The following is a 13,955-nucleotide window of genomic DNA, read 5'->3' on the forward strand; positions in this document are numbered from 1 at the left end:
TGCGTTTCGGTAATGATAGAGTTCTTCATCGTTTGACTGGTTAAAGTTAAGACTTTTCGTCCTTTAAGCAGTCCGGTTTTTAGGAGGGGTTACACTGGAGCAGCAAAAGGATCGACTGATTATAAGCCAAGAGCGAGGCAGAATGTGGTTTTCGAGCATGGTTATTTGATTGGAAAAATTGGTAGAGGTAATGTTTGTGCATTGGTAAAAGACGATGTCGAAACTCCCAATGATATTTCAGGGGTTGTTTATATTAAGATGGACGACCATGACGGTTGGCACCTTAAGGTTGCAAAAGAACTTAGAAGTTCTGGCTATAATGTAGACTTCAGCAAGTTATAATGCAAATCGTCGGCAAGATTGATATCATCAACGCAATGCATGAATCACCGCAACTCAAAAAATTAATTGTGTCAATAATGTTTATTTATTATATGCTCTAAGTTGATAACTTTTATAGCGATAATTCTTATTAATTCGTTTCTTTGTATTGTACAATACAATAAGATAAACAAAAAAGCCCCGAGACTGCAATCTCGAGGCTTTGAACATCCGGACGGAATTTTACCGTCTGACATTAGGTTCGTTCCTAATGCTGTATCATCTCTATCGGTATTCTTTTGACAAATAATTGAGGAGCATCTAGGCTCCTTTTTTATTACTTCAAATATAAGTTATTAAATGAGCATACTTTTGATTGCGGATATAATGTTGAAAAATAGCGAATATTAACACTATCCACTTCGCTGCAACATTGGCATAAATTACTCTCTCTTAACAAGTTTTATATAGCATAAGCCCCTTTCGGTTAGTTATCCTCCGAAATGACAGGTATTATAAAAGCAGAACCCAACGAACCTTACAATACCGTCCTAAATGCGGCATAGTGTAACACACGGGTGGCACAGCAACGAATAACGCACTAACTTACACAGGGTGTTACCAAGCCGCGACTTTTCTTTGGTTCGTTTCTTTTGAGAGAAAAGAAATGAACATCCACAGCCCCTACAATTTAGAACACCCATTCCTAACGGAGAACTAATCAGAGGCTGGTCTTATGTAGAGATTGCTTCGTATCTGCAATGACGCGCTGGAGAGAAACCAGCTATATAATTTTTACCCACCTCGTGGTGGCGTTATTTTGTCAGTACTAAGGTTTTTTTAATTTGCTGATTATTAGCGTGTTCATGATGTTCACGGTGTGTTCACGGACGTGAACGTGAACATTTGGGTGGTAAAAGACGTCAGCCTGGGGTTGCCGAAGGCGGCTAATGGTTCGACAGGCTCACCACGACAACTCCTAAACATCTGCATATCTGCACATCTGTTATCTATTCTTAACCAACACGTAGGTTTTGGCGATCTTATCGTGCCAGGCTTGTTTGCGGTCGTCCCATAGCACGCTCAGGTAGCCTATTAGTAGTGCCAGTTGCGAGAGTAATTTGCTAAAGTTGCGGATGAGGGCTTTGCCATAACCTAAGCGGCGGCCATCAGCATCAACCACAACTAAACCGCAAAACCTTTTGCCCAGGCTGCCCTGTATAGGCGATGCCTCCAGCGCGGCACTGTAAAAGGTAAACGCCAAAAAGTTTAGCAGGCTGATCTGGAAAAAAAGCGGCAGGTCTGCCGGGGTCATGGTATTTTCACCTATCTTTTTATAAAGCGGCGCCGTAATATCCGAGGTGAAAAGCGATAGGATATTAGAGATAATGAACGAATCTATCACGTAGGCCAGCAGCCTCCACCAAAAACCGGCAAGGTTATCTTCGGTAGGGAAATAGATGCCGTTCGCTTCAAAATAATTGAAAAGCTCTGGCATGTCGGCGGCGCGTTGCCAGTCATCTGCCTGCGGCGAAAGCACCATGGTATCCAGGTCGATACCCATTTGCATCAATTCTTCTAATGTAAAAGGGCCTTTTTCTTCGTTGCCCTGCGATATGTGGTAACCGTCTGTCATGCGTGTTTTAAAACTTGGCGAAAGGTAAGCAAAATTGGCCTTACCCGATTATGAATTTAAGGCGTAAACAATAATGTTCACTCCAAATTTGGTATTGTCTTCGGCCAGGAAACGTTTGTTGCGGAAATCGTAATCCCACTCGCAGCCGTAATCTTTACTACTATATAAAACGCCGATGCGACCATTTATTTCGATGGCCTTGAGATAGTCGTGCACCAGGTCGTCGCCCCAGCCATTCAGCTCGAAGGATGTGGTTGGCGGCCCTTTCTCAAACTTAAAAAAGGAATGGTACAGCCTATGGTTGTTCGGTATCTTCTTCATAGCAGCCGGCCCAAACAAAGCCACCATCTGCGCCTCGAACGATTTAGCGAACAGCCCGTCGATATCGTGGTTGCAATCATCCACAAATACAAAGCCGCCATTTTGCACGTACTTTTTAAAGTTGGCTTTTTCCTTAGCATCAAACTGTACCAGCTTATGGCCGCTCAGGTAGCAAAAAGGGTAGGCGAAAATATCGTCGCTGCTCAGCGGGATCACCTTTTCGTGTTCGTCAATTGGGATGGTAGTGTACTCCAGGAGCGAATTAAGCAGGTTGGACGGCATGCGCTGATCGGTGTCCCAATCGCCGCTGTGATAGCTTAACCTTGTAAAAGTAAATTTTTGTGCGTACGCCATTTGTAATAAGCCCCAATAGTAATCGGGACTAAAATTAAAACAAAAATACTGCCCGCTTCCATTAATAAACCGCTGATGTTGTAAAGTTTTAGATACTTTGTTGAGATTTTGACAAAAAAGCATGGTATTTAGTTAAAAGCATAATATCTTGTAGCCTCTCCCCGGCCCTCTCCGAGGGAGAGGGAGTTTAAGAAAAATATAAATTCTGTTCCCTCTCCTTCGGAGAGGGTTAGGGAGAGGCTAAACATACAACACATTGGAACTTACCGAGAAAAATATACAAGCCCTGCTGCAAAAACTACCTCAGTTAAAAAACGAGATCCAAAAGGTAATTGTAGGGCAGGATGCCATTTTGGACGAACTGCTGGTAGCATTTTTGGCAGGCGGGCATTGCCTGCTGGAGGGGGTACCCGGCCTGGCGAAAACACTGATCGTTAAGACCATGTCCCAAGCGCTGCACCTGGCGTTCAGGCGCATCCAATTTACGCCGGACCTGATGCCGACCGATATCATCGGTACCGAAATTTTGGAGGAAGACCATGCCACAGGCAAGCGTTTCTTCAAGTTCAACAAAGGCCCGTTATTCGCTAATATTATTTTGGCAGATGAGATAAACCGGACGCCACCCAAAACACAGTCGGCCTTGTTGGAGGCTATGCAGGAGTTTGAGGTAACATATGGGGGGCAAACTTATCCGCTGGATAAGCCTTTCTTTATCCTAGCCACCCAAAACCCGATTGAGCAGGCGGGTACCTACCCATTGCCCGAGGCACAACTCGACAGGTTTTTGCTGCTGATAAAAATCGGCTACCCAACCCCAGAAGAAGAATTTGCGATATTGAACCGCACCACAGGCACCAAAAAGGCCGATGTGCAGGCCGTAATAACCGCCGAAGAAATTATACAGGCGCAAGCCCTGGTAAGGCAGGTAACCATCAATGAAGACCTAACCCGCTACGTAAGTGAATTGATCCGCGCCACCCGCCCCGATACTACTACGGTAGCCTATATAAAGGAATGGGTGCGCTGGGGTGCGGGCCCGCGCGCAGGGCAGGCTTTGATATTAACGGCTAAGGCACGCGCGTTATTAAAAGGCAGGTATTCGGTATTGATGGAAGATATCCACGCTATGGCCCCTGCCGTTTTAAGGCATCGCATCCTCATGAATTTTAAAGCTGAAGCAGAAGGCATCAACTCTGACAGGGTAACCGAGGAACTGATAAAAGTTGTAGAACGCAAAGGTGGTATCTAAACCAGGTTACACCGATTTAAAAATTTACACGATTTGATTTGAAATTGTATAAATCGCCCCAATTTTATAAATCCAGGTTCAGACAAATAAATCCGAAATCGTACATCTAAAATCCGAAATCAAATTGCTTAACCCTAAAGTATTAATGACCATTAAGGATTTGCCACTGCTGGCGAAGACGGTTATTGATGGCTTTATGAACGGGTTTAACAAAAGCACCGTTAAAGGGACCGGGCTGGAGTTTAGCCAGTACCGAAGCTACCAACCGGGGGATGATCTGCGTTGGCTGGACTGGCGGATGTTTGCCCGCAGCGACAGGTATTACATCCGCGAATCGGAGGTAGAGACGAGTATTTCCGTCAGGTTTTTGGTGGATGCCAGCGCATCTATGAACCATGATGATGACGGGGTTAAAAAGATAGCATACGCCAAAGCGCTTACCGCCTCTTTAGCTTACCTCGCCAATTTGCAGGGCGATTCAGTAGCGTTAAATATATTTAAGGATGGCGAGCTTTTCTCCATGCCCTCCAAGCCGGATCCGCAACATTTGCAAAGGCTGTTTTACAACTTGCAACAGGTTGATCCGGCAGGCACATTCACCAAGCCGGTACATTATAAAGAGCTTTTTGCAGGCAACGGCCGCAAGGAACTGTTGGTCTTTGTGACCGATATGTACCAGGCTGATGGCGAAATAAATGCGCTGCTCAACTCCTTATCGGCCCTGCGCCACGAGATCATCGTGTTCCACCTGATGGGGCAGAACGAACTGGATTTTGACTTTAAAGGTTTTTCTACACTCGAAGACCTGGAAACCGGCGAGACCATCCAGGTAAACACCCAACGTGCAAAGGATACCTATAAGGAAAGACTTCAGCAATATTTAACCGCTATAAAAAGCAACCTCGTGGCAAAGCGCATCGTATATCAAATGGTGAGCACAGCACAGCCTTTAGATGAGGCCTTGCGGGCGTTTTTGGTACAGCGTAAAAAGGGGGAGAGATAGGCAATATGCAATTTTTAAACCCCACATGGTTTTTTGCACTGGCAGCGCTTAGCATCCCGGTTATTATCCACTTGTGGAATGTAAGGCCGGGCAAAACGTTAAAGGTGGGCAGTATTTCGCTGATTACCGAAGCGTCGAAGAGCACAAGCCGCAGCTTTAAGTTGCTTGATATTTTACTGCTGCTATTGCGTTGCTTGTTGCTGGCTTTGTTGGCCATGTTGCTGGCGGCACCGGTTTGGCAAAAGGCAGCATCCACACAAAAGGCAAAAGGCTGGCTGCTTATCCCTAAAGAAAATTTTAAAGAAACCTATCAAAAATTTAAACCCGTGGTAGATTCATTAAATAAGGCCGGTTACGAGTTTCATTATTTTGACAGGGGATTTGCAAAGAACGATTTGAATAAACTACTAACCGATACCACCATAAAAGATACTGCCGCTAAAGCTAACTATTGGAGCCTCATCAGGGCTTTGGATAGCAAGGCCTCGTCGGCCATGCCTGTATATGTTTTTACGCCAAATAGTATCAATCATTACCAGGGGAGTAAGCCGCAAGTAGACCTGAACCTGCATTGGCAAACTTATGCCACGGCAGATTCGGTTAGTAGATGGATAGCCTCGGCGTTATTAAACAACAATTTGGTGAAAGTAACGGTTGGCAATAGCAACCCTACCGGTACAACTTATAGTAGCCAAATATTGAAAAATGGCGGCAATGGCGATATCCAGGTAAGCACCCAAAACGGATTGCCAATGGTCATCTTAAAAGGTGCAAATACCATTGTTGTTGATGCCAATACCATGCGAATTGCCATTTATACCGATAAATATGCAATGGATGCCAGCTATTTAAAAGCGGCGCTATCGGCAGCAGTTAATTTTAGCGGGAGAAAAGCTGTGATCAAACAATATGGTAATGCATCACAAATCCCCGGCGGGCAAACCTGGCTGTTCTGGCTCTCAGAACAACCGGTAAATAGCGGTATAAAAAGTAAAAATATTTTCAAGTACGAGCCTGGTAAACCTATCGATGTAAATACGTGGATAACACCGGGGCATGTCGCGCTTACAAGAGCTATTATGCCAAAAACAAATGAAGAAGCGGTTTGGAAGGATGGTTTTGGTAAACCGGTATTGGGTTTGGAGGGTAACACCCATAATTTCTACAGCCGCCTTAACCCGCTTTGGAATGATCTGGTTTGGAGTGATGAGTTTCCTAAAATGATCCTGAAGCTAATAGAGCAGCCTAATATTCAACCCGCACAATACGATAAGCGTGTTCTGAGCGACTCCCAAATACAGCCGTTTAATATAACCGAGAATAAAACGATCATATCAGCTAAGGCAACTGAGCAAACAGACCTATCCCGCTATTTTTGGTTGATACTTGTAGCTGTGTTCATTGCCGAACGCATCCTCGCACACAAAAGTAAAACCTTAAGCGATGGTTGAGCAGGGCGGGTTACATAAGATACGAAGTTTGCGCCTGCGCTGGATAATTTACCAGGTGCTGGAGGATGTGCTGTACTCGTTGTACGCTGCTTTGTATGTGGGCGCGTTGGTGTATTATTTATGGTTGCCAAGTTTATTATGGGGCTTTATCACATTCCCGGTTGCCTTTGTCCTTCTATTAGCTGTTAACCGCCCGTGGCGAATGACGGACGAAAAAATAGCCGCATTTTTAAATAAGGAGTATCCCGAACTGCAGGAGAGCAGCCAGCTTTTACTGATCCAGGAGGGCGAGTTAAATCCGCTCCAAACCCTCGCGTCAACAAAAACATCGGCTGTTTTGGTCGATCTAAAAGTGTCACATAAGCCTTTCGCTAAACGATTGATAACCGCTTTCTTCTTTTTGATTATTGCTACAGGTTTAATATGGGGACTTGGCAAGATCTTCCATATCGAACGGATGTTTTATGGGCCCAACCGCCCGGTTGCCGTTTGTGCCCCTGGCACCATGGATATGGCCGAAAAAGTTTTGCCACAAATAAGCAGCGTAGAAATTACGATCGCCCCGCCCGCTTACACTGGTAAGCCAAAACACACGCAGGATAAATTTAACCTGTCTGCAGAGGAGGGGGCAACAGTTACGTGGGTCATTAAAACCAATATAGCCGTTAAAAAAATAGCGGTACAATTTATCAAGAACGGCGAATTAATATTACAAAGCAATAAGAAGCATACCGAGTGGTATGCTTCTAAACAAATTACTAAGCCGGGCTTCTACCAGCTAACTATCGACGGTAAATTATCCGATTATTATTATATCCAGGTGGTTAAAGATGCTGCCCCGGTGATCCATATCAGATCGCCAAAGCAATACACTTATATAGATGCAGGCGAAGCGCCTAAGGTTACCATTAATGCTACGGTGAACGATGATTACGGGATTGCTTCATCAACTATTATTGCTACCGTTGCCAAAGGCCGCGGCGAAGGGGTGAAGTTTAGGGAATACAAACTCAATTTTTCGCAGGGCTTTGAAGCGCACAAATCCAAATACGATCTGCAAAAAATGATAGACCTGCCAGGCCTGAATATGGAGCCCGGCGATGAGTTGTATTTTTACATTCAGGCGCAGGATACACACAAGCAATTGAGCCGCACCGATGTGTACACCGTAAGCATCCAGGATACCGCCGAACTATTAAGCATGAACGGTGTGCTATCAGGTGTAAACGTTAAGCCGGAATTTTTCAGGAGCGAGCGCCAGATCATCATAGATGCCGAGCAATTGTTGAAAGATAAGGACAGCATCACGGTAGAAAAATTTAATGCGCGAAGTAACGACCTGGGTATCGACCAGAAATTATTGCGCCTGCGTTACGGCAAGTTTTTGGGCGAGGAAGGCGAAGATGCTATTGGCGCGCCAAACAACGACCCCGCCGACCCTGCCGATTTTAGTAATGCCACAAAGATCCTGAAAGAATACACAGACGACCACGACAATGCCGAGGACGCCGGCTTTTTTGAGCCTAATATTAAAGCCCAGCTAAAGGCTACACTTAGCGAAATGTGGAAGGCCGAGTTACAGCTACGCCTTTACAAACCGCAAGCCGCGCTGCCATTTGCTTACAAAGCACTCAGGTTGCTAAAAGATCTTCAGCAAAAATCCCGGTCTTATGTAGCTAAAACGGCTTATAACCCCTCCCCGCTAAAGCCAGAAAAACGATTGAGCGGGGAACTGGATAAGATCATCCAGCCCGTAAACAAGCAGGAAATAAAAGCCCCGGCCGACCAGTTGGACCTACTTAAAAAAGCGGTAAATGTATTGGAAGGTTTAAAGATAGACCCTATGCTAAATTCGATAGATAACAGGACGCTTCAAATGGCTAACCAGGAGTTGAGTGTAAGGGCATCGGCGCAGCCGGGTGTTTACCTGTCGGCCCTGAATGCTATGCGCCGCATATTATCGTCACCAAAGGCAAACCTTGCTGATGTAAACACGGTAGAAAGCGCCATGCAAAAAACGTTAACCGCCCTTAAAGCTATGCCGGCATCCAAGGGTACATCCACAGATATGGGCCTATCCAAACAGTATTATAAAAACCTAAAACAAGCCAACCGCTAATGCAAGCTAACTGGACATATATCGTTATCGCGCTTTGCATTTTGCTTGCTTTAGCGTTTGCCTGGCAAGAGTACAACCGTTCAAATAAACGGCATTTATGGTTGCGGATATTGGCAGCAATTATGGCGATAGTATCATTAGCATGTATTGCCTTGCCGATAGCTTACAATGGCTCAGTAACTAAATCTGATGAGCATAAAGCCATTTTATTGACCGAGGGTTTTGATGCGGATAGTTTAAATACAACAGATACAAATTTGGTTACAACGGATGCCTCCGTCAAGAAAAGCTACCCCAAAGTCAAACTCATTAACGGTTTAGATGAGCTGAATAATGCTGATAAGTTGCATATCTATGGTTATGGTTTAAGTACAGTTGACTTAGTGCAATTGGATAGCATGCCATTTGTATTCCATCCCGCCAAAATACCCTCAGGGATTACCAGAGTAAACTGGAATGACCATTTAAAAGCAGGTGACGTATTACATGTGCAGGGAATTTACAACAATACATCGGCAAAAAAATTAAAATTGGTACTAAGCGGGTTGAACACCGATTTAGATTCGGTAATGCTGCCGCCGAATGCAAGGACGGGGTTTGATTTGAATACCATCCCTAAATTCACGGGTAAAGTGGTATTCACACTACGTGCCGATACTGCTTTACAAGGCAGCATCCCCATGCAAATTAGTACAGTTAAACCATTAAAAGTGTTGATGCTTTCGGCTTCGCCGGATTTTGAGAGTAAGTTTTTGAAAAACTGGCTGAGCGGGAACGGTTATGCCGTTGCTTTACGGTCGGCAATAAGCAAGGGCAAATTCAATAGCGAGTACATAAATACAGCGCAATTCAACCTGGATAAACTATCCACCCAAACACTTAATAAATTTGATGTGGTCATCGGCGACCTGTCGGTTTTAAATGGATTAAGTCCATCAGAAAGCGGCGCGCTTAAACAAGCTGTGGCTGACAACGGGCTCGGCCTCATTGTTCGGGCTGATAGTACAGGTAAAACATCATGGCTGCAAAGGAAGTTCCCGGTGGATAGGCCTGCGGGGAAAGACCCCGAACCAGCTTCGATCATTATAAACGGTAAAAAAAGTACGGGGAAGTTAGCTTACGGCCCGGCGCATATAGCCTTTCTAAATGGTACGCAGCCATTAACAAAAGCCGCGCAGGGAAAAGTGTTGGCAAGCAGCACTATATCGGGGGAGGGCAGGATTGTTTTCACTACACTAAATAATACTTTTAGCTGGATGCTGAGCGGGAATAAGCAGGATTATACAACGTTATGGTCGGCATTGATTAGCAAAGCGGCACGCAAAGATGAAGCTGTGCAGAATGATATTAAGTTTTCATCCCTACCTTACGCAGGCGAGACTGTAAAAGCAGAAATAGCGCAAGGCAAGGCAAATGCCATTGCCATAAATAACGAAACTATCGCATCAGTACAAAACCCCAATGTGCCTTTTGAATACAGCGCGCAGTACTGGCCAAAGGCTGCGGGATGGCAAACTTTGCAAGGCAAAAGCTGGTACGCGTATGCCAGGCAAGACTGGGAAGCGGTACAGGCTGTCCAAAAATTATCGGCTACTGAAAAATATGCTAACACGCACGAAATAAGTGGAATTGTAACAAAACAGATACAGCAAAAAGTGCGGATTGATGTGCCGAAAATATATTTTTATATCCTGCTGCTTGCGGCATGTACTTTCCTTTGGGTAGAGGCAAAAGGCCTCATGTAAGTCGTCCCCGAAGATGGATGACCCTAAAGAGGAATAAGTTAGAGCCCTCTCCTTCGGAGAGGTCAGGGAGAGGCAATTTGTAATTTAAATTTTTGGAGGATAAACTTTGAGAAGAAGAGACTTTATTTTTTTAACCGGCGTTGGCGCGGGGGCTATGATGCTCCCCTCGTTAGATGGCTTTGGTAAAAACATTGATGTGCAGCAAGCGCTTGAGGGCGTAGATGTACGCATCAAAAAAGAACTGGCCGATGTAGGGCTTAATACCGCCAAAAGCAATGGCGCAAGCTACGCAGATGTACGTATTGGCCGTTACCTGAACCAGTTTGTGATAACCCGCGAAAACCGCGTAACCAATGTAGCCAATACCGAATCTTACGGTATCGGCATTCGTGTTATTGCCAATGGCTGTTGGGGATTTGCCGCTACTAACGAGGTGACTAAAGAAGGTATTGCCAAAGCCGCAAAACGCGCGGTGGCTGTTGCCAAAGCAAACGCCAAATTAGGCAGCGCACCGGTACAACTGGCCCCGCAGAAAGGTTACGGCGAAGTAAGCTGGAAAACGCCTATCGAAAAAAATGCATTCGAAGTGCCTATCAAAGAAAAGGTAGACCTGCTGCTTGGCGCAAATGCCATAGCCATGGGTGGCGGTGCAAACTTTGTAAACTCCACCATCTTTGCGGTGAATGAGCAAAAATACTTTGCATCAACCGATGGTTCTTACATAGATCAGGATATCCACAGACTGTTCCCGTCGTTTAACGTAACTAAAATTGATAGCGCTACCAATTCGTTCCAAACGCGCCGTTCGCTAAGTTCGCCTGTTGGTATGGGTTACGAATATCTGGTGCCGATGGCATCCGAAACGGTACAGGGTATCACCCCGCGCTATAAAAAGCGGTATGATATGATGGAGGACATGAAGTTTGCCACCAAGCAAGCCGCCGAAAAAATAGCCGCCAAAACGGTTGAGCCAGGCAAATACGATCTGGTACTTGATCCAAGCCACCTTTGGTTAACCATCCACGAATCTGTTGGGCACCCAACCGAGCTTGACCGCGTATTAGGTTACGAAGCCAACTTTGCCGGTACCAGTTTCCTGACGCTGGATAAATGGAAATCTGGCAAATTTAACTTCGGCAGCAAAAACGTAAACGTAACCGGCGATAAACTCGAGGTTGGTTCGTTAGGTGCTGTTGGTTATGATGACGAAGGCGTGGGTACAAAAAAATGGGATATCATTAAAGATGGTACGCTGGTTAACTATCAGGCTATCCGCGACCAGGCGCATATCATCGGCCTAAAAGAATCGCAGGGCTGCTGCTATGCCCAAAGCTGGCAGGATGTACAGTTCCAGCGTATGCCAAACGTATCGTTACAGCCGGGCAAAACGCCGCTGGCGGTTGATGATATGATCAAGAATGTAGAGAAAGGGATCTATATTATTGGCGATGGCTCGTTCTCTATAGATCAGCAACGCTATAACTTTCAGTTTGGCGGGCAGCTGTTCTACGAGATAAAACAAGGCAAAATAGTAGGTATGCTAAACGATGTTGCTTACCAGGCCAACACACAGGAGTTCTGGAACTCGTGCACCGCGGTTTGTGATGAGCGCGACTACCGCCTTGGTGGTTCGTTCAATGATGGTAAGGGGCAACCGAGCCAAAGCAGCGCGGTATCGCACGGGTCGTCAACATCAAGGTTTAACGGTGTTAATGTAATTAATACAAAAAGAAAGATCGGATAACATATGCCTATATATACAAAAGAACAAGCACAGGCTTTATTAAAGAAAGTGCTTAGCTATTCAAAAGCCGACGAGTGCGAAGTAGGACTTAGCGGCAGCGAAGGCGGCAACGTGCGTTATGCATTAAACGCAGTATCAACCGCGGGCGATATCAGCACGGTTGGCCTTAGCGTAACATCTGTTTACGGCAAAAAGGCAGGTTCGGCTACTATTGACCAGTTCGACGATGCTTCGTTAGAGCGCGTTGTTCGCCGGTCGGAAGAGCTGGCGCAACTGGCACCAGAAAACTCGGAGTACATGCCGATGCTGGGTCAAAGCGAGTTTAAAGAAGCCATTACCTATAACGCCAATACTGCAGCCATGACGCCCGAGAGCCGTGCCGAAATGGTAGGTAAAAGCCTGCAGGTAACTAAGGATGCCAAGCTGTTTGCAGCGGGTTTCCTGGAAAACTCAAGCGGCTTTAACACCGTCATGAACTCTAAAGGGTTATTCGCTTATAATAAAAGTAGCGATGTTACCTTTTCGGTTACCACCCGTAACGAGGGGGGCACCACATCCGGCTACGCTGCGCGTGGTTTTACCGATGCAGCAAAACTCGACACTGCTTCTGCAACCCGTGTGGCCTGTATGAAAGCCAATGCATCTATAGGTGCACGTGCTATCGAGCCTGGAAAATACACAGTGATATTAGAGCCCGTTGCGGCAACCTATATGCTGGAGAATATGTTCCGTTTTGACGCGCGCAGCGCGGAAGAAGGTCGCAGTTTCCTGAGTAAAAAGGGTGGCGGCACCCGTTTGGGTGAGCAACTGGTTGACCCGAAGGTTACCATCTACTCAGACCCTTTTAACGCCGACCTGCCCGGTTCTACCTGGGGCGGTGATGGATTACCGCGCGAGAAAACATTGTGGATAGATAAAGGCGTAGTGAAAAATCTTTCGTACTCGCGATTTTGGGCGCAAAAGAAAGGTGTGCAACCTACCCCCGGCCCAAGCAATATTATTATGGAGGGCGGCACCCAAACGCTGGAAGAATTGATAAAAGGCACCGAAAAAGGCATCCTGGTATCTAGGTTATGGTACATCCGTATGGTCGACCCGCAATCCTTGCTGCTAACCGGCCTTACGCGTGACGGTACGTTTTATATCGAGAACGGTAAGATCATGTTCCCGGTAAAAAACTTTAGGTTTAACGAGAGCCCGGTAATTATGCTGAACAACCTTGAAGCCCTTGGCAAGCAAGAACGTAGCATCAGTGTAGAAAGCTATCGCAGCTACCTTATCCCACCAATGAAGATCAGGGACTTTACATTTAGCTCGCTTTCGGACGCGGTATAGAATTGTGATATTTGACAGCTTTCAAAGAGATGTCAAATCTGATTTGGGGTAAGAAAGCTTAAAATCAAGAAGTGGAAACAAAACGTTATGTAGTACCAAAGGGAGCCGTAAAGGGAACAGCAATAGGACTTTTTATGATGGCTTTTTTTACAATGGTATGGGCGGGGATTGCATATGGCGGGTTGCACGGAGACGTCTACGCGTTGTTGTTATTTGTATTCCCTTTATTAAGCGTGTTTTTTGTCATAAAAGGAATAGCCTTATTTAAGATAGCTAAAAACTTTCCAGACTCGGCATCTGAAGCAGATAAAGCTGAACAAAAGAGAATAGGAAAGTGGTTTGGAATAACTTTTGGCGCAGAAGCTTTGGGCATATTTATCGGGATCAAAATAGCTGTTAACCTTGGTTATCCGGAACTTACCATACCTGTAATGGCGTTGGTAGCGGGGCTGCATTTTTACCCTATGGCTAAAATATTTAAACGCACTGTGGATTATTATCTGGCAACGTGGAGTACCTTATTTGCTTTATGTAGCATAGTTTTTACCTTAAAAAAGTTGATGCCAGCTAACTATATACTTGTTTTTTTAGGCGTAGGGCTTGCTATTACCACATCATGTTACGGGTTATATATGGCTAAACAAGCAACAAAGTGGTTAAATGCACCAACTTAA

Annotated in this window: 11 protein-coding genes; 9 read left to right on the forward strand and 2 right to left on the reverse strand. The window is 45.4% G+C overall.

The features are described 5' to 3' along the window. Positions 1 to 36 precede the first annotated feature (36 nt). Entirely contained in the window at positions 37 to 342 is a 306-nt protein-coding gene (locus ABIB39_RS18965; protein WP_354431881.1) for a TIR domain-containing protein, read from the forward strand. 985 nt (positions 343 to 1,327) lie between these two features. Here ABIB39_RS18965 and ABIB39_RS18970 read toward each other — a convergent pair. Both ABIB39_RS18970 and ABIB39_RS18975 read right to left on the reverse strand, forming a co-directional pair. After that, complete coding sequence (locus ABIB39_RS18970) at positions 1,328 to 1,957, reverse strand: RDD family protein (RefSeq protein ID WP_354431758.1); 630 nt, start codon at positions 1,955 to 1,957, stop codon at positions 1,328 to 1,330. 48 nt (positions 1,958 to 2,005) lie between these two features. Continuing rightward, positions 2,006 to 2,632: a DUF4159 domain-containing protein gene (locus ABIB39_RS18975; RefSeq protein WP_354431759.1), complete on the reverse strand. Its 627-nt coding sequence runs from the start codon at positions 2,630 to 2,632 to the stop codon at positions 2,006 to 2,008. A gap of 256 nt (positions 2,633 to 2,888) precedes the next feature. Here ABIB39_RS18975 and ABIB39_RS18980 point away from each other — a divergent pair, with 256 nt between their 5' ends. The 8 genes from ABIB39_RS18980 to ABIB39_RS19015 all read left to right on the forward strand — a co-directional run bounded on the left by ABIB39_RS18980 (position 2,889) and on the right by ABIB39_RS19015 (position 13,955). Then, on the forward strand, positions 2,889 to 3,884 hold the full coding sequence (locus ABIB39_RS18980) for an AAA family ATPase (protein WP_354431760.1): 996 nt from the start codon (positions 2,889 to 2,891) through the stop codon (positions 3,882 to 3,884). A gap of 145 nt (positions 3,885 to 4,029) precedes the next feature. Continuing rightward, on the forward strand, positions 4,030 to 4,887 hold the full coding sequence (locus ABIB39_RS18985; RefSeq protein ID WP_354431761.1) for a DUF58 domain-containing protein: 858 nt from the start codon (positions 4,030 to 4,032) through the stop codon (positions 4,885 to 4,887). A 5-nt stretch (positions 4,888 to 4,892) separates the two neighbouring features. Then, entirely contained in the window at positions 4,893 to 6,338 is a 1,446-nt protein-coding gene (locus ABIB39_RS18990) for a BatA domain-containing protein (RefSeq protein WP_354431762.1), read from the forward strand. Further along, positions 6,331 to 8,457 carry a hypothetical protein gene (locus ABIB39_RS18995; RefSeq protein ID WP_354431763.1) on the forward strand — a complete coding sequence of 709 codons (2,127 nt, stop codon included), beginning with the start codon at positions 6,331 to 6,333 and terminating at the stop codon, positions 8,455 to 8,457. Before ABIB39_RS18990 ends, ABIB39_RS18995 begins: the two co-directional genes overlap by 8 nt. Next, positions 8,457 to 10,202 (forward strand): hypothetical protein, encoded by a 1,746-nt coding sequence (locus ABIB39_RS19000; RefSeq protein WP_354431764.1) that lies wholly within the window; start codon positions 8,457 to 8,459, stop codon positions 10,200 to 10,202. Before ABIB39_RS18995 ends, ABIB39_RS19000 begins: the two co-directional genes overlap by 1 nt. A 106-nt stretch (positions 10,203 to 10,308) precedes the next feature. Next, positions 10,309 to 11,946 (forward strand): TldD/PmbA family protein, encoded by a 1,638-nt coding sequence (locus ABIB39_RS19005; RefSeq protein WP_354431765.1) that lies wholly within the window; start codon positions 10,309 to 10,311, stop codon positions 11,944 to 11,946. Between the two features lie 3 nt (positions 11,947 to 11,949). Continuing rightward, complete coding sequence (locus ABIB39_RS19010; protein ID WP_354431766.1) at positions 11,950 to 13,281, forward strand: TldD/PmbA family protein; 1,332 nt, start codon at positions 11,950 to 11,952, stop codon at positions 13,279 to 13,281. Positions 13,282 to 13,352: 71 nt separating this feature from the next. Continuing rightward, complete coding sequence (locus ABIB39_RS19015; RefSeq protein ID WP_354431767.1) at positions 13,353 to 13,955, forward strand: hypothetical protein; 603 nt, start codon at positions 13,353 to 13,355, stop codon at positions 13,953 to 13,955.

The sequence above is a fragment of the Mucilaginibacter sp. UYP27 genome, from assembly GCF_040547175.1.
In the GTDB taxonomy this organism is placed as follows: domain Bacteria; phylum Bacteroidota; class Bacteroidia; order Sphingobacteriales; family Sphingobacteriaceae; genus Mucilaginibacter.